The organism is Chthonomonas calidirosea T49, assembly GCF_000427095.1.
GTDB lineage: Bacteria > Armatimonadota > Chthonomonadetes > Chthonomonadales > Chthonomonadaceae > Chthonomonas > Chthonomonas calidirosea.
Map to the genome: position 1 here is coordinate 1,479,128 of NC_021487.1, position 16,105 is coordinate 1,495,232.

Annotated in this window: 15 protein-coding genes; 7 read left to right on the forward strand and 8 right to left on the reverse strand. The window is 53.3% G+C overall.

Features of this window, described 5'->3' with window-relative positions:
* Window positions 1-344: 344 nt before the first annotated feature.
* On the forward strand, window positions 345-1,517 hold the full coding sequence (locus CCALI_RS15020) for a redoxin family protein (protein ID WP_081648295.1): 1,173 nt from the start codon (window positions 345-347) through the stop codon (window positions 1,515-1,517).
* A gap of 100 nt (window positions 1,518-1,617) precedes the next feature.
* Here the strand turns inward: CCALI_RS15020 and CCALI_RS06175 are convergent, their stop codons facing one another.
* The 3 genes from CCALI_RS06175 to CCALI_RS06185 form a co-directional block, all read right to left on the reverse strand.
* Complete coding sequence (locus CCALI_RS06175; protein ID WP_172636633.1) at window positions 1,618-3,678, reverse strand: discoidin domain-containing protein; 2,061 nt, start codon at window positions 3,676-3,678, stop codon at window positions 1,618-1,620.
* 200 nt (window positions 3,679-3,878) lie between these two features.
* Entirely contained in the window at window positions 3,879-4,130 is a 252-nt protein-coding gene (locus CCALI_RS06180; protein WP_016482615.1) for a hypothetical protein, read from the reverse strand.
* Between the two features lie 4 nt (window positions 4,131-4,134).
* Window positions 4,135-5,349, reverse strand: a complete 1,215-nt coding sequence (locus CCALI_RS06185; protein WP_016482616.1) for a trans-sulfuration enzyme family protein — start codon at window positions 5,347-5,349, stop codon at window positions 4,135-4,137.
* Window positions 5,350-5,570: 221 nt separating this feature from the next.
* Between CCALI_RS06185 and CCALI_RS06190 the strand changes: the two genes are divergently transcribed.
* From CCALI_RS06190 to CCALI_RS06205, 4 genes are all read left to right on the forward strand, one after another.
* Window positions 5,571-5,993 carry a tyrosinase family protein gene (locus CCALI_RS06190; RefSeq protein WP_044948935.1) on the forward strand — a complete coding sequence of 141 codons (423 nt, stop codon included), beginning with the start codon at window positions 5,571-5,573 and terminating at the stop codon, window positions 5,991-5,993.
* A gap of 69 nt (window positions 5,994-6,062) precedes the next feature.
* Entirely contained in the window at window positions 6,063-6,413 is a 351-nt protein-coding gene (locus tag CCALI_RS06195) for a tyrosinase family protein (RefSeq protein WP_044948938.1), read from the forward strand.
* Between the two features lie 306 nt (window positions 6,414-6,719).
* A complete protein-coding gene (locus CCALI_RS15025) occupies window positions 6,720-7,412 on the forward strand; it encodes a DUF1559 family PulG-like putative transporter (protein WP_052572347.1) in 693 nt (230 codons plus the stop codon).
* A 264-nt stretch (window positions 7,413-7,676) separates the two neighbouring features.
* Complete coding sequence (locus CCALI_RS06205; RefSeq protein ID WP_016482618.1) at window positions 7,677-8,723, forward strand: sigma-70 family RNA polymerase sigma factor; 1,047 nt, start codon at window positions 7,677-7,679, stop codon at window positions 8,721-8,723.
* Between the two features lie 36 nt (window positions 8,724-8,759).
* On the opposite strand, the gene CCALI_RS06210 is transcribed toward CCALI_RS06205, so the two are convergent.
* Together CCALI_RS06210 and CCALI_RS06215 are read right to left on the reverse strand one after the other, a co-directional pair.
* Window positions 8,760-9,524 carry a hypothetical protein gene (locus CCALI_RS06210; RefSeq protein WP_016482619.1) on the reverse strand — a complete coding sequence of 255 codons (765 nt, stop codon included), beginning with the start codon at window positions 9,522-9,524 and terminating at the stop codon, window positions 8,760-8,762.
* A complete protein-coding gene (locus CCALI_RS06215) occupies window positions 9,514-10,431 on the reverse strand; it encodes a phenylalanine 4-monooxygenase (RefSeq protein WP_016482620.1) in 918 nt (305 codons plus the stop codon). The genes CCALI_RS06210 and CCALI_RS06215 overlap by 11 nt, the downstream gene beginning before the upstream one ends.
* Before the next feature lie 326 nt (window positions 10,432-10,757).
* On the opposite strand from CCALI_RS06215, the gene CCALI_RS06220 reads away from it, so the two are divergent.
* Window positions 10,758-11,876, forward strand: a complete 1,119-nt coding sequence (locus CCALI_RS06220; RefSeq protein ID WP_016482621.1) for an SMI1/KNR4 family protein — start codon at window positions 10,758-10,760, stop codon at window positions 11,874-11,876.
* A 67-nt stretch (window positions 11,877-11,943) separates the two neighbouring features.
* Here CCALI_RS06220 and CCALI_RS06225 read toward each other — a convergent pair whose 3' ends face one another.
* Window positions 11,944-12,390, reverse strand: a complete 447-nt coding sequence (locus CCALI_RS06225; RefSeq protein WP_016482622.1) for a hypothetical protein — start codon at window positions 12,388-12,390, stop codon at window positions 11,944-11,946.
* A 320-nt stretch (window positions 12,391-12,710) separates the two neighbouring features.
* Between CCALI_RS06225 and CCALI_RS06230 the strand changes: the two genes are divergently transcribed.
* Window positions 12,711-14,624, forward strand: coding sequence for a DUF6785 family protein (locus CCALI_RS06230; protein WP_044948942.1), 1,914 nt, complete (start codon window positions 12,711-12,713; stop codon window positions 14,622-14,624).
* Window positions 14,625-14,626: 2 nt separating this feature from the next.
* Here CCALI_RS06230 and CCALI_RS06235 read toward each other — a convergent pair whose 3' ends face one another.
* On the reverse strand, window positions 14,627-15,478 hold the full coding sequence (locus tag CCALI_RS06235) for an ABC transporter permease (protein WP_016482624.1): 852 nt from the start codon (window positions 15,476-15,478) through the stop codon (window positions 14,627-14,629).
* Window positions 15,475-16,098: an exosortase C-terminal domain/associated protein EpsI gene (locus CCALI_RS06240; RefSeq protein WP_016482625.1), complete on the reverse strand. Its 624-nt coding sequence runs from the start codon at window positions 16,096-16,098 to the stop codon at window positions 15,475-15,477. The genes CCALI_RS06235 and CCALI_RS06240 overlap by 4 nt, the downstream gene beginning before the upstream one ends.
* Window positions 16,099-16,105: the final 7 nt, after the last annotated feature.

Genomic DNA, 16,105 nt, shown 5'->3' on the forward strand with positions numbered 1-16,105 from the left:
GGATGTTGCGTGGCGCGTAGCTCCGCATCCGTAAACTCACCGAAAAACCATGTCAACGGCCGCGCGCCTAAAGGCGGCTTTGGCGCGACAGATATGTCTTCCAACGCAATCGCGCGCTTCGTGCATTCTGCCTTCACAATGAAATTCTTAGAAGACGCCAACCACACGGTAGCCCTTCGAACGTATAAGAGAAATCGTAGACTTTCGAAGATACGGGATGTGCCTCTAAATCGCGCGGCTTCTGAAAGTGCAGCTCCACATAGATCACCATCTGGTGCTACTTATAGCCCCCATGCACGTATTAACTAACAAGTGTACATCTTCATTTCACAAGGGAGAACATCATGATGTCACGCCGTGCTTCCCTAGGTCTCATAGGAACGGCCTTAGCCCTCGGCATTGGGGCCTGGTTCTTTACCAACGGCGCTGCCCCGCAACAGAACACGGTAAAAGTGTCCGACGTGGTAAACCCCGTTTACCAAATCCAAAGTGAGAACTGGCCGCAACCAGCCCCACGTTTCTACGGCACCGCTCAAGATTGGCTTAATACCGGCGGTAAAGCCCTCGATCTCAAACAACTCTTGCAAAGTGGCCATGTGGTGCTGATTGACTTCTGGGAATACACCTGTGTCAACTGTCTGCGGACTCTACCCTACCTCAAAGCCTGGAACCAACGTTATGCTAAAGATGGATTGGTAATTATTGGTATCCACACCCCTGAGTTCCGTTTTGCACATAATCGTAGCAATGTGGCTGCGGCGGTAAAACGGCTCGGTATCACCTGGCCCGTCCTCGTGGACAGCAACTATGAGAACTGGAACGCCTATCATAACAACTTCTGGCCCAGAGACTACTTTATTAACATGCATGGCTATATTGTGGCCGACCATGCCGGTGAGGGAGGATACGAGGAGGCGGAAGCTCTTATTCAGCAGTTGTTGCACCAACTGCACCCAAACCTTAAACTTCCTCCTTTATTGAAACCACTGCGCCCTGAAGATGCTCCGGGTGCTCGCTGCTATCCCATGACTCCCGAGCTTTATGCCGGCCAGAGAGGACTTCTCGAAGGCGCTCTTGGGAATATCCCAAATTGGGCGCCAGGACGCCTCCAGCAGTTACCTGCACCCTCAGGAACACTTGAAGACGGCGTCATCACCCCAGTAGGCGTCTGGATCACCGAGCCAGAAAGCCTGCGCCATGGCCGCGCTACCAATAATTTCGAGGATAGCATCTTGCTACGCTATCATGCCATTACGGCCAACGCCGTCATTAAACCAGAGAGCGGCGTGCCCTTCCGTGTCTACGTTTTTCAAGATGGCAAGCCAGTTGACCCCTCGGACAAAGGCGACGACATTCACTACGACGAAACGGGCAAAAGCTATATTCTTGTAGATCAGCCCCGCATGTACCAGTTGATTCATAACCGAACGTTCGGAAGTCACATCCTAACCCTTACGTCGAATTCACCCGACTTTGCGCTTTACTCGTTCACCTTCACCTCCTGTACAGAAGGTTAAGTCACAAAGGGGCAGTTTGCGTGCGCGCGTGAGCCTGCCCCTTTGTGCGACCTCTCCTACATGTGTCAATCCTCAAACCAAAGGGTATCCTGTAGGCTTTCTAGGGATAGGCCGTCCCTTTGGCAGCCTCCGGAGCACACCCCACAACCGTCAAAGAGGTAGGAGGCAGAATTATCTGGGAGGGTGCTTTGACTACAAAGTGCAACGGAGGCGTGTCCGGGGCGGCATAACTCTCGGCGCCATGAGGGTGCCAAAGATAGTTTGCCGAAGAGAGTTGCCAAATCTCAAAAGGTCCTTTCGCTTCCCGATCGCCCTCCTTCGTGTGCCACACAAGTTTTACAGCAATGGCCCTTTTTGCATCTTTGTTTAGCAGCATGATCGTCCAATGTCCATCGGGATGTTTGGCTGCGAAGGCAGTTAATACCCGTTTTGTACTTCGTTCCACCCTACAGCGAGCAGCGTAGAGAAGTATCCTCGCTTGTGGTGGCGATGCCCAAACATGGGTCAGTAGCCAAGCGGCATAGTAGGTGGCTAACGGCTGTTTAATGCGATGCCGGTCGTCTGAAAGAAACAAGGCCAGGTTGCCCCATGAGTTGCATTGAAGCTCATCCATCAAGGGTTGCGGCGCATAACCGTAAAGGTAGGCCGTATCTGCCCCTAAACTTAAGAACATCCCAACGATCTCAGCATTGAGTAGAGCGGCTGGCCTGTCGGCCTCCGGTCTACCGGCAAAGGCCGAATAACCGTACTCTGAAACGATCCACGCTACCGTTTTGGGTACCCCCTCCGCCCTCCAGCGTGCTAGGATGCGCCGTATCAGAAGCGGATCGCGCAACAGCTGACGTTCGGTATCTTTGGTACAAACATTGTCATAGGGATACCATTCAAAAGAGAAATAACGAAGATCGTCGAGATGGCCATGTTGCTTTAAGTACACCAAGAAGCGATGCACCCAAGAGCGGTCGCCGGAAGCATTAGGCCAATAGAGCACATCTTGTAGCTCCGTTTGAAACCCCGGCCCAACCAACGGCAGATGAGGGTCGAAACGGTGAATAGCTGTGGCCCACTGCACAAAGAGCGCCCCGTAGTCCTCTGGGGATACATACTGGCCGTCCGGCTCTTCGCCAAGCTCCACGCATTTAATGTGGATACCTCGTGTTTCCAACCAACGCAGCTCGGCAACGGCATTTTCCGGCGTGTCATAAAGCAAGCCTACCGGCACAAGCATCGGCAAATCGTGAGACAACCCGCTGTTCTTTACAAGGTCAAAACCGGGCTGCTCCACATTGGCGTCTCTATCTTTCCACCGATGCCAGGGATCGGTCGAAGAGACGTAAATGAGAGTCTGATGTCTGTTTGGCACGTGGTGCACTTCATCATGTAATCGGCCATGCCGATCTAGCCAGCCGATCTGCACTTCGCGCACTGCGTACCCCAGACCATCGCGTACATCCGTGGCTCCCTTCGGGGCGCGCTCACTGCTTTCAGTCATCCAAATACGAACGAGCCGCACGACGACGGGCTTCTTGCACAGTGGCATCAGCGCACTCCCCCCTGTTCCATGCTCTACGAGCCCATGGGGGAAAGTGTGCCAGCCGTTCGTATCGAAGGTATCGTCAATAGACTGATTGGTCTCACCGTCGGCGGTTCGCCAGTACTCTACACAAAAACGGGTTGCGTAAGGCTCCGCCCAAAAAATTCGAATGGCATCTACCGGTCGTGGCTTTCCGAGATCAACCAGAATCCATTGGGGGTGCAGTGCGTTGCTTTCGTGGGTGTAGTAACGGTCGAGGTAAGGATTGCTTTTCCAAAATGTGTGCAAGTCGCCATCATCGAGACGAGAGTAGCCCTCATTATTGGCCTGATCAATGGTATCTCCACGTCGGGGAAGCCGGTAGCCGTTGGAAAGCTGGATCGGTGCGGTGGGTGTGGCCTCCGATATCCAGTAGCCCTGATGATGCCGCTCATCGCTCCAGTGCCCTTGTGGGTTCCAATGCCAGCACTCTACTCCAAGCTCCGTTCGCAGCCGATAGGCCAGCGAACGCAAACCGGCCGTCTTCATCGCAGCGATGTTGGCCGGAGTGAAAATACCGGCCATATCTCCTTTCTCCATGCCATCAACGCAGGCACCGAGCGCGCTTTCCGGTCGGAATGCTCGCAAAGGGACCTCCGACGCTATTACCACGCTTCCTTTTAAAGGCGCGTGTATCCGTTTGCTCGGCCTGTTCGCTGCGACGAGCACCGCGAGAAAACAGAGGAGGCCGATTCCTGTTGCATAGGGACGCAAGAGCCTCATTTCAAAGTAGGAAGAATCGCCCCTAGAGAATCGTGCAATTTTCTGAAGCAGTGTTCTTAACTCTCTCAAGGAGTGGAAAGGCCTAGGGTAGCGGTACCTTTTAGCATCAGCCGATGCCCCCCATCCCAGACATAATAGTAGAGTTTATCCCCATGTGCCACCCACGCGGACGCGCCGTTTTTATCGGCAGAGACCGACACCGGTGCCATCGTGGTTCCAGCCGCGCGAACCTCCACAGGGCGCCACTGCTGTAGCGCCAACAGCCCCACTAGCAGCGTTAGCAAGAGAAGCCAGATACGAACACTCTTATCTCCCATGATGTCAGTCCTCCCGTAAAGCCTGATCCAAATCCTTTTGTAGGTCTTCCAAATGCTCTTGTCCTATATGCAGTCGCACAAACCAAAGGGTTTCGCCCGGCGTACCTCCTAACCTTTCTGCCGGAAGCGCCATAGGCAAAGCCAGGCTCTCAAAGCCGCCCCAACTGCACCCAATCTGAAAATACCGTAGCCGGTTCACAAAGCGTGCAGCGGCCTCTCTCGTGGGGCGTTTCAGCCGCACGCTTAGCAAACCACTTGTGCCACGCAGCTGCTTTGCTGTAAGAGAGGCTTGAGGGTCGTCTGGCAAGCCCGGATAGTAGACCTCTGCGATGGCCGGATGTTCACGCAGCCATAAAGCGATGGCTTTTGCGTTTTGCTGATGACGCTCCATGCGAACAGGCAAAGTGCGAATTCCGCGTAGAAGCAGCCAAGCCGCAAAGGGATCGAGGGTGGCACCGAGCAGACAGCACTCCTCCATTGCAAGCCGCTGCATTCTTTCACGCGAGCCGACAACGACGCCCGCCACGATGTCGCTGTGGCCTCCGAGATACTTTGTTGCGGAGTGTACCACGAGATCTACCCCAAAATGAATTGGGTTTTGAAAGTAAGGGGAGGCCCATGAGTTATCACAAATAGTGGCCGCTCCCTGACGTTTGGCGATCTGCGCAACCGCTTCCAAATCCTGCTGGCGCATCACCACGGTGGAGGGCGATTCGAGATACAGCAGGGTAGTCTCTGGTCGCAGGGCGCTCTCATAGTCAGCAGAGTCGGCCCCGTCCACAAAAGTGACACTTACCTGAAAACGCTTTAGGTAGTCCTGCAGCAGTTGACGCGTAGGGCCGTAGACGGTTTGTGGCGCGATGACGTGAGCGCCTGCCCGCACACACGAGAAAATGGCGGCGGAGATGGCCCCCATCCCACTGGCAAAGCAACGTGCCATCTCCGCTCCCTCTAGCGCCGCAATTTTGCGCTCTACGATATCGGTGGTTGGGTTCGTCACACGCGTGTAGTCGTAAAAACGGCTGATGCCCCCAGCGGCCTCTTCGACCTCTGTCGGATCGAGCTGATAGTTGGTCGCTCGCTCTTCATAGGTAGGAAACGTGAACAGGGAGTTTTGAAAGATAGGTGGGATCACTGCACCATGAAACTTGGAGGGGTCTTCCGCAAAATGAGCACAAAGGGTTTCGAAATGCGGCCGATCTTGGTCTCTGTCGAACATGCAACTTTTCCTTAAAACAGGGTCTTGTATTGAACAGAAGTTAGTTTATCCTAAGAACGCTCGATTTTGAACGGAGAAGCTGCGGGAAAGAGACTATGAACAATTTAACATAGAAAATGTGGAATGGGTAACAGCTGGATACGATAATCTTATATTATAAATCAGAGCCATTTCTCATAGGGATGTCTCTAAGAAGGTTTCAAACTCTATGGAGGACAACGATGTGCGCTAGAACAACGAACTTAGAGAGACAGATGGCCGATCGGCAGACCGAACATCTCTTCGATCTCATTGATGTGAACCCCACCTTCACACACCACCTTCTCATGCAGGGAGGGCAAATCGGAAAGGTTTTAAAGTTGCCGCCGTGGCTTGTCGCCATTCTCACGCAGCAACCCTATGCGCGCAAGGATCAGCTAAACCTTACCGACCACGAAAAGGAGCGTTTCTTGTGTGCCTATTCAATACTCAATGCAAATGGCACCTTGGGTAACCTTGTTGCTATCCACGCCCAAATGCATCAGCAGCATGGAACTATCCGTTTCTTACCGTGGCACAGGGTTTTTCTTCTCCAACTTGAAATGGCGCTTCGAGCCATCCACCCCGACGTGGCCATTCCCTACTGGGACTGGACAAACCCTTAAGAACAATCTATCCCTGCTTGGCTTCAAAACGTTACTCCCACGGTCAATACTCCCAACGGGCCGATTAGTGTGGTGCGTGCGCCAGGCTCCCCTGCCGATCTTGTGACCACAGCTGCCAATGTGCCCAGCATCCTCCAAAACACAACATTTAATGACTTTACCTTCCAGCTTGAAGGCGTGCATAACTTCGTACATGTATGGGTAGGTGGAAGTATGTCGAGTATTCCGACGGCCCCTGCCGACCCCATCTTCTGGATGCACCATGCCAACATTGACAGGCTCTGGTGGCTGTGGCACGTCAGTGCTCAGGGACAAGGCAAGAATCCGAATCTGTCGGGCCTAGCAGCCCAGATGGACCCCTGGAATATAGCGGAGCCACAAACCCGCGACATCGGTGCTCTTGGCTACACCTACCAGTAGCACAAGAAAGGGGCAACTTAGGAAGGAAGGACGTAGGCATGGATACGTCCTTCTTTTTCTTTTGGATATAAGTGCGGTGGGGAAGATACTTGGTCAGCACAGTATTCTAACAGGCTAAAGTTTTTGGAGAAGGAGACCAAAATCAAATTTCGCCCTCGAACAAAGGGTTGCCTTCGGAACAGTGAGGTCTTTCTATACGTATAGCCATAATGCACAAAAGGGCAATCCCCGTTTCTCTCTTGTAGGAGCGGGGCTTTGTATGTCATAATGCACGCTCTGGGACAGGCCGAGGGAGGAACGGGGAGAATGCAGAGGAAACACGACAGAGATACGGGCTTCACGCTTATAGAGCTGCTCGTGGTGATCGCTATTATTGCCGTACTTGCAGCCATCCTCTTCCCTGTATTCGAGCAGGCGAGAGAAAAGGCACGACAAACGGTCTGCCTTTCTAATATGCGACAGATGGGTCTTGCAGCGCAGCTGTATGCTCAGGACTACGATGAGCAGCTGCCCCTAGCTGCAACCTCTCTTTCGCCGTTCGTGTTTTTGAACTGGCACGATCTGCTTGACCCTTATGTGCGCAATAAGCAGATATGGATATGTCCATCCTCAAATCTGCAGCAGTACAACAGTTATGGCAAGCCGGTTTGCCAATATGGTTGGAATGCCTACTACTTAAACCTTGGGGTTGTTGTGAACAACATCTACACGCTTAACAACGCACCAGGAGTTTCGTTAGCGGCCATTCAGCAGCCCGCACATACTGTAATGATGGCCGATGCAAAAGGCATTATTGGCAGACCGCCGCCAAACCATGTAAGCACCTATCTGCTCCCGCCCTCGCAGCCGGATGCAGACTATTGGGGCCGACCAGACCCACGCCATAACGAAGGCTCTGTGGTTACCTTAGCCGACGGCCATGCCAAATGGTTTCCGCTTAACGGCTTCTATTGGGCACAGCAACCGGCCGATGCCTGGTTTGCCCTAAATCAGCCCTAAATTTTGGTGAGCCATTCTACTGAAACTTTTCCTGCGTGAAATATGTCTATATATCGCGCAGGAAAGGATGGGTTTTGGAGAAAGTATTTCCTAGAGGAAAGCTGGTTTCACGACTTAGGCACGCAAAAACACGTATAAATGAGTTGGAACCATCCTACGATGGGTGCGGTGTGCCGAGGTAGCATGGCAAAAGGTGTGGGCTACACGAGATAGAGCGAGTCATCACAATATAAAATTTGTTGATAGTTTTAGGAGGGAGGCGCGATGCCCCTGGAGATGGCAGAGATGTATGAATTAGGCGTTCTGGAGCGCAATTTGGATGAGATGGAGGAGACAACCGAGGCGTTGTCCCCTTCTGACATAGAGGATTCTACGGTAGAAGAGATAGAGATTTCGGAGCCGGGCTTTGCACCTGGTGAGGAGACGATAGCCGATGCCAGCGAATTGGAAGAGAGTGCACAAGCCTGGCTACGACGCGCCGGGAAGATGGCTTTGCTCACTCACGAGCAGGAGATCGAGCTTGCCCGCCAGATCGAGACGGCACGTCAGACTGGAGATAAGGAGCTAGAGCGTCGAGCAAAAGAGCGCCTCGTGCTAGCCAATCTTCGGCTCGTGGCATCGGTAGCACGCCGCTACCTGGGGCACGGCATGCCGATAGAGGATCTTATGCAGGAGGGCGCCATCGGCCTTATGCGCGCGGTGGATCGCTTTAACTACCGGCGTGGCTACCGATTTAGCACCTACGCTATCTGGTGGATCCGTCGGTCCATCACGCGCGCCATCGCCGATCAGTCGCGACTGATTCGCCTGCCGGTGCACGTTACCGACACGCTTGGGCGCATCAATAAAACGCGTCTTGCGCTGCGTCAGCGGCTAGGGCGCGCCCCCTCACGGGCCGAGTTGGCTAAAGAACTTGGCATGTCAGAGGAGAAGCTCACCGAGTTGCTGCGTAGCTCCGTGGAGCCGCTTTCCTTAGAAATGCCGGTGGGTGAAGAGGGCGAGAACCGATTGGCTGACCTCATTCCTGCAGGTGACGCCCATAATCCGGCAACAGAAGCCGCGCACATGGCCGTGCGTGACGCTCTCATGGAGGTGCTTGCCGAGCTAACGCCTCGTGAGCGTGACGTCATCATTCTTCGCTTCGGACTGGATGGCGCAGAACCACGCACCCTAGAGGAGGTAGGAAACGCCCTTGGTTTAACCCGTGAACGCGTTCGCCAGATCGAGTCGTCTGCCCTCGCAAAGCTGCGCCAACAACGCAACAATCCGCGCCTGCGCGAGGTGATCGGCCTGAAGCCCACGCCGGAGTAGCGGATAGCCGAAGTTAAAGTTAATGCGAGGGGCTTCTCATACAGAGTGGCCCCTCGCTTCGTCTTCTTGAGCTTCTTTCAACAAACGCTTAAGAGCTGCTGCTAAAGGATTTTCTGATAACGTTGTCTCTTGCGTGCTCTCCACATAGAAGCGCCAGGCATCCCGTTCTGGATCCTCTACAGCTCCCTCACGCGCTTCCGGTTCAAGCCAGTTAGCTGGTAGCTCCAAACCCAGTTCCAAGGCGCTCTCTTCTACAGCCGCAGGAGGAACCCACACCACTCCCAACTCTTCATACTCTTCGGTAGGTGGCACCTCTAAAAGTCCCTCCGGGTTCTCTTCGTCTACCAGCACTGGAACTGGCTCTGCGCCCACATAGACAAGCCGTAAGAGAAGATAGCGAACCTGCTTTGAACGGGCTAGAATCTCCGCGGCCGCATCGAGCTGATCCAGGCCTACCCCCATCTCCATGCGCTCCTTCGTGGTGAACTTGATCTCAAAAATGCAGAGCGATTCATGGTCAATAGGCCAAACGGCATCGAGCTCTCTATAGAGACGGCCATGTCGCCCATTTGCAAGACGCTGCTCCCAACTGAGAATGCGCTCCTCCTGTAAAGGCACTTGCTTCCCAATCCAGTGCCGCACCGCCTGCTCCACTAGGCCACCCAACACCTCACCGGCTTGGCGTGGCCCACCCCGTGAGGGACGCAGATCGGCCATGCGACGACGATACGCGATGTAATCCGTATCATCTGGACGCACTAGACGAACATCGCGAACCGTATGAAGAGCATCACGCATCATGGACTTCCTCACTGACAACATGAAGGAAACTCTGCAGGTCCCTTTCATGCATCGTAGGTTCGCCAGGAGCAACATTGTTAAGCCGCCCTTCACGCATCCATCTCTCTAGTGTGTCCACCAGCTGATAGAGCTGATCGAAGCTCTCCACCACAAACAGCAGTGGCTGATAGTGGTCTATCTCGAATGCTTGATTGATGACCCACTCGATCTGCAAAGGATAGCGCTGTACCTCTGGCGACTCGATGCTGTGCACGATCTCCCCATAGGAGCTTAAAAGACCACTTCCGTAGACTTTCAGCCCTTCGGGTGTATTCATGAGTCCGAACTCAATGGTAAACCAAAAGAATCGAGCGAACGCTTTCAGAATGCTGGTCAGCCGGCGCAGTTGCTCCTTCGGGTCGCTTATTCCGGCCACCATCTCCACGGCGGTGTGGGCACAATCGCCGAGGCGAACGAGTGTCTCGGCGAAAGCCGGGTCGGTGTGCATCGGCACGTGGCCGGCAATGTCGTGGAAGATATCGGGTTCGGGCAGGTAATCAAGGTTTTCTAGCGACCTCACCGTGATCGTTGTCGGGAACTCTCGATTCCGCAGACAATCGAAGAAAAGGAAGGCCGGCACGTAACCGCTTACCGCTTTCGCACGAAACCCGGTAAGTGGTTCGAGGAAGCGGTTCACCTCCTCTAGTTTTGGTACCCGATCGGGAGGCAAACAAAGACATTGTAGCCCTTTCAGAAAATGCGGGTTCGCGTAGCGCTGCCACAGGGGCAGCATACGCCCATAGAGCTGTCGCCAAGCCTCGTGGTTCTCCTCACTATAGAGGGCATAAGGCTGTGTGATGAAGAGCTGGCCTGCGCCTCGTGCCTCCTCAATAAAGGGGGCCTTTGTCGTCGTTAATCCGATATTCATGGCTTTTTCTCCTGCACGTCGTTGTGCGGTAGCCGCAGCACCTTATTTATTTTGGCGCCTTCTTTCAAATATTACGTACTGATTGGGGCAAAAGAGTCTAGCGTACACGGTTATTCAGGTATACTTTGACTAAAGGGCTTCGGGAAAGCGCCCGTTCGCCGTGCGAATGCTTCCCGCGATAGACTATTCAAGACTATTCAAATAGAGCTAAGCAGAAAGCCGTTTACGGCCGATATATTAACGGCATCAACATTTTCTGCAGAGGGCGCTTTCTATCTACAGGCCAATAGGTAAAACCGTATGCATTCTTGGAGACAACCCATCGTATGAGCCGAAGAGAAGAACGCCGACAGGCCGCGACGGATGCAGCTCTTCGCGCTTTAGAACGGTTTTGGCAGCTTCGTTTACCAGAACTGTTCCGTACCCTTTATCGGCAACAAGAACAACCGTTTCTCGGCCACTGCGAGTTTTTTACACTCGACGCCATTCTCGCCGGCACTGGCAGAGAGTATGGCATGCTTCCCCAACTGTTACCTTTTGGACGCGCCGTAGACGAAGGCGGTCTATATGCCTTCTATGCGCCGCGGCAGAAGACCGAGGTAGACAAATGGCCGGTGCTCTATTGGGATGAAGATGAGATGTTTTTACGCCCAGTGGCCTCCGATTTTGGGGCTTTTCTCCGTCATTGTGCGCTTGTTGGACGCTATGAACTAGAAGAACAGTGGGCGGAGATGGAATTTTGCGACCCAGAACAGTATCATCTTCTTGCTCACCTCGGCCTTACGCACTATAAAGATGTCCCCTGCCCGCGCAACGAAACCGAGCTGCATCTTGCCATTGTTGAATCGGATCCGCAAGCTGCCCTTAGTCTATGCCATTTAGGATGTCGCCGGCGGGCAAGCAATGATGACGAGCGAGCGCTCGACTACTTTCATCGGGCAGCTGAGGCCGCTCCTTGGTTCGGTGACCCTTGCTACCTCATGGCCGATGTCTATCGAGAAAGAGGTAACCTCGCCAGAGCCACGGAAGAGTGGTGGGCCGTCTTAAATCACCTCATTCCGCTGTGCACACGCACTTGGGAATGGGATCTGGGCGCAGATCACCCAGAGGCTGATATCTATGAGGTCGCAGCCGACGCCCTTGTGCAGTTTAGCCGTTACGCCGACGCGCGCTTCCGTAGTGATCCCCTCTGGCATGTTGCTGTATTTGATGATCCTTACGATCCCAAAGCGCGTGAAGTCCTGGGAAACACCTATCTGGCCCAAGGAAATTTCGAGGCGGCCGAGCGGGAGTTTCTAAACGCGCTTACTCTTGCCGTTGGCGAAGAGAGCGATCAACCCGACCGCCTCTACGATTCCCTGATCATCCTCTATGAGCGCACTGGTCGCGCGCGAGAAGCGAGCCTCGCTCGCTATGATCGAACGCTTCCACCTCCAAATACCTAAAGTAGAGGGCGTAAACTGGCCGAAGCTCTAAAACTCGAAGCGTCCTGCGCGAGCCTGTGGAAACGCTCTAAAGGCTTTTTCGCGGGCGACCGCGTGGGCGAATGCCTTGAAGCTGCCGCCACTCGTCCTGTACTTCCAAAATGAAACGCCGCACTCTTGGTCCTGACCAACCTGTAAGGCGCGCTACCTCGCTGCACTCGATGTAGACGTGTTTTTTGCAGCGCTCAAGCACATAGTGCCTTGCAGCACGCACCTGAGCCCACTCCAAAACCCCAGTCCACTCCATTTCCGATGAGGTGCCAGCAGACAGGATGGAAGAGGTATCCTGAAGCGCTGTTGCCGTATGCTCCATCGTCCTCACAATTGGCACCTGGTTGGTGAAGTCTCTTGAGCTGACCGTGCTTTCTATCACGGCAGCATCCGCGGTTTCAGAAAGAATGGGCAACGTGTTGGTGGGAGAGACCTTTCCCACCTGTTGTCCAACTGTCAATAGCTCTTGTTGCTTGTGTAGCATTGTCGCCTTCTTTCTACCTAGCCCCCTAGTTCACCGAAGGGCTTAGGAGCTTTCTTCCTAGCCCCCTTATTAAACCAAAATATGTAGACTTATGTCAACCTATTTTAGAAAATTTTTTGCCGTGTTCTAGGGGACATCTGCGCCTAAGAGCTAAGGCAAACTTGCCAGATCTTGACAAGAATATCTCTATTCTTATGTGAAGACGACATATAAACTCTGCATATAGATACATCCGTGACAAACCGTGATATTAGAAATGACCGTCTTCGAGGTACCATAGAATGCAGGAACTGTATTGGAGAGGAGTCGCAACACCGTCCTTGGAGAACTATCAAGGCCTTTCAAAACGCGCATTCGTTCTTGCGCTACTTCTGTCGCTTCTGGCAGGCTTTTGGGTGAGGCGCTCCGAGATTATGGTATTAGCCACCCAGATCACCGAGAGCGTCCCTGCCATACCTGGCCTTGCGGCCTTAGCGCTGCTCATCGCCCTCAACTACTTGCTGCATAAGCTCCGTAAAGCGGGTTCCTTTTCAACAGCCGAGTTGCTCACCACCTTTCTTTTTGTAACTATCAGCACAACCATCATGGGCATTGGGGTAACCCAATTCCTGTTCTCGTTAATGACTCTCCCCTTCTATCTTAAAACCCGAGATATCATCCCCAATCGTGCTTACTTACCGAGGTGGCTTGCCCCTCACAATCTGCAGGCTATCAAGCATCTCTACGAGGGTGCGCCCAACGGCGTGGTGCCATGGCATCTCTGGATCGTTCCATTGCTCTGCTGGCTTGGTTTCTTTCTAGCGCTCTGGTGGTGTTTAGCAAGCCTCATGGGGCTGCTCTACCATGCATGGGCCGATGATGAGCGGCTCTCCTTCCCCCTTGTCGCGCTACCATTAGAGATGTCGCAAACGGATGTTCAAGGCCCACCCTTCTTTCGGAACCCGTTGATGTGGTCTGGCTTTGCGCTTGCTGCCGTATATAATCTCATCAACATTGCCCATGCCCTAGCCCCGGCATTTCCCGCCATGGGCAAACAGTTCGATCTCTCGCCTCTTTTCACCTCACCACCTTGGAGTGAGATGAAACCGCTTATTTTCCATATCCGTCCAGAGCTGATTGGGCTGGGTTTTCTGGTTTCAACAGAGATAAGTCTTACCGTGTGGGTATCCTACTTTGTGCTAAAGCTCGCAGCTGTTTTCGGGGTAGCCCATGGAGCTTCTCCTGGCCTTTTGCCGTACTTTCAAGAAGAGGGCATAGGTGCCTACATGGTGCTTGCCGTGCTGCTGATATGGTTAGCCCGACGACGCCTAAAAGAGGCTTGGAAATCGGCCTGGCACAACATTACCGGCCCAGACAACACCCGCTATCGCCGACTTTGGCTAGGATTTTTTGGCGGGTTCCTCATCACCTGGAGCTACATGTGGATGGCGGGAATGGGTTGGTGGATCGCGCTGGCCTATCTCGCCCTCGTTGTGGCGGTCGCCATGGTTTACGGCCGGCTTCGTGCTGAAGCCGGCGTCCCACTTATCTGGCTGTTTCCCTATCAACAACAAAAGGCTTTTTTTCTGTACACCTTTGGCTCGGCCCCGTTTGCCCGCAACAGCCCATCAACTTTAACCGTGTGGGCGCTCTTTGTGTTTCTCGCCAGAGGCTATTTTCCAGAAATGACCGGTTACCAGATAGAGAGTTTAGAGATAGCACGCCGTGTGAAAATTCATGCTGCAAAACTTTTTTCGTTTCTAGCCCTGGCGGTCGTGGTGGGCGTTGTACTTGGTTGGTACAATCATCTTGTGCCCTACTACCAACACGGGGTCGTGCAGTTGCGCGGCGAAATATGGGGTCAGTGGTTAACGGAACCGGAGTATAGCGCCGCCACCGGCTATATGCAAACTCCAAAACTTCCCGACATTCCGCGTATCTACGCCACTCTTATCGGAGCCCTTATCGCCTTCTCACTATGGTGGTGCCGCATTCGATTCACCGGATTTTGGTTCCACCCCATCGGCTATGTGATGACATGCAGCTATGGCTCGCTTATTTGGGGGCCGTTTCTTGTGGTCTGGCTCGTCAAATCGCTTGTGCTTCGCTATGGTGGCATGCGGCTGTATCGGCGGCTTATCCCCTTCTTTCTTGGCTTGGCCTTAGGACATTTTGCCGTTGCCGGCATTTTGTGGGGCCTTATGGGTGCCTGGGTTGGTAGTGCCGTACAGGGCTATCCGGTCTTCTTCGGATAGCTCTAGATAACATCGGCAAAACCTCGTTCTGCATTTCTAAACACCATGGCACCTACCAAAAAGATCGCCAAAGAGCAGACCATCGCGTAAATTATGCTGCCTAAAGACGGTGGAGAAACACCAAAAACCGCCCACCGAAAACCTTGTAAAATCACCGCCAACGGGTTCAGCATATAGACAGCATGCAGCTTGCCATGCACAGCGTTTGCCCCGTAGGCCACTGGGCTCGCGTAGAGCAGAATATTGAGTAGCACCGGCATCACTTGGCGCACATCCCGATAGGTCACCGCACCGGCAGAGCTGATACATCCGATGCCGAGTGCCATAGCCAGCAGAAGTAAAAGCCAGAAAGGAAACAGTAGCAGAGTCCAATGAACGCTGACATGGTAAGAAACAAGCAGCACGATGAGCAGGCATAGACCAATACTAAAATCTAAAAGACCGCCCAGCGCCGTAGATAAAGGCAAGATCAGACGTGGAAAGTAGATCTTGGAGATCATGTTGGCGTTACCCAAAAGCGTTGTGATGGAGTTGGTGATAATGCTGTTGAAAAGGTTCCACGCCATGGTGCCCACAAAGGCAAACAAAATATAGGGCACATGATCGCTTGGCAGTTTGGCCACGCGCCCGAAGACAAAGGTAAAGATGCCCGCCGAGATGAGGGGGATCATAATGACCCAGGCCACGCCTAAAATTGTTTGGCGGTAGCGTAATCGAATATCTTTGCCGGCCAAAGCGAGCAGGAGGTCACGATAGCGCCATAGCTCCTTCCAATCTATGAGTTGCCATCCCTTGGGTGGTTGAATTGTGGTTAGCGGCCGCGGAGCCGTCTCTGGAAAACTCTCTAGACTCATTTTCTCTCTTTCACCATAGAGTTAACGACGGGCTGAATGGTTAGCGCGAAACTTTTTAGCACGTCCATGCTGCCCGGCCCTTCGGCATTGCTCATGCGCACTACCAACGAGCCACCCCCCTCCCCTGTCAATAACTTGCGCCAGGCATAAAACTTCTTTTGGGCGATGCCGCCCATCGGGATGTTCGCGAGATAGCCACCGGCTAGGTAGTAGGCAAAATCTTCGGTGTAGCCGTCTAGTGTGGCTTTCATAAAGTTAACCTCTTGCCCATTCCAATTGAGTATCTTATGGTCGAAAAGGGTCCATCCTTGAGCAGGGAAGCAGACGTTGGGATCATGAAAATCGTCATAGCTCTTTCCCGTAATCAGCTCAAGGGTAACGACATGCCCTGCGGAGTTGCGATACTCTCTTTGGATGATGGTGGCCGTGGGCAGCGCTTTCTGAACGGCCGGGTCCACCGGATCATCCTCTACGCAAGTCCAATCGCCAATATGGCGAGGGAAGTTCTCGATAGGCACCGGATGCGGTGCGGCGAATTTTAGCCGTCCAAACCCCCAATTGGCCGCTAGAGCGAGCAACAGCAGAACGCAGATCAAAAAGCTATAGAGTTTTTGGCGCATAGGTTTC

Excerpts from the sequence above, each read along its gene's own strand:
- CCALI_RS15025 (WP_052572347.1), top strand. The coding sequence starts at position 6,720 with ATGCAGAGGAAACACGACAGAGATACGGGCTTCACGCTTATAGAGCTG.
- CCALI_RS06210 (WP_016482619.1), bottom strand. The coding sequence starts at position 9,524 with ATGATGCGTGATGCTCTTCATACGGTTCGCGATGTTCGTCTAGTGCGT.
- CCALI_RS06180 (WP_016482615.1), bottom strand. The coding sequence starts at position 4,130 with ATGGGAGATAAGAGTGTTCGTATCTGGCTTCTCTTGCTAACGCTGCTA.
- CCALI_RS06185 (WP_016482616.1), bottom strand. The coding sequence starts at position 5,349 with ATGTTCGACAGAGACCAAGATCGGCCGCATTTCGAAACCCTTTGTGCT.
- CCALI_RS06220 (WP_016482621.1), top strand. The coding sequence starts at position 10,758 with ATGAGCCGAAGAGAAGAACGCCGACAGGCCGCGACGGATGCAGCTCTT.
- CCALI_RS06235 (WP_016482624.1), bottom strand. The coding sequence starts at position 15,478 with ATGAGTCTAGAGAGTTTTCCAGAGACGGCTCCGCGGCCGCTAACCACA.
- CCALI_RS06205 (WP_016482618.1), top strand. The coding sequence starts at position 7,677 with ATGCCCCTGGAGATGGCAGAGATGTATGAATTAGGCGTTCTGGAGCGC.
- CCALI_RS15020 (WP_081648295.1), top strand. The coding sequence starts at position 345 with ATGATGTCACGCCGTGCTTCCCTAGGTCTCATAGGAACGGCCTTAGCC.
- CCALI_RS06225 (WP_016482622.1), bottom strand. The coding sequence starts at position 12,390 with ATGCTACACAAGCAACAAGAGCTATTGACAGTTGGACAACAGGTGGGA.
- CCALI_RS06215 (WP_016482620.1), bottom strand. The coding sequence starts at position 10,431 with ATGAATATCGGATTAACGACGACAAAGGCCCCCTTTATTGAGGAGGCA.
- CCALI_RS06190 (WP_044948935.1), top strand. The coding sequence starts at position 5,571 with ATGTGCGCTAGAACAACGAACTTAGAGAGACAGATGGCCGATCGGCAG.
- CCALI_RS06240 (WP_016482625.1), bottom strand. The coding sequence starts at position 16,098 with ATGCGCCAAAAACTCTATAGCTTTTTGATCTGCGTTCTGCTGTTGCTC.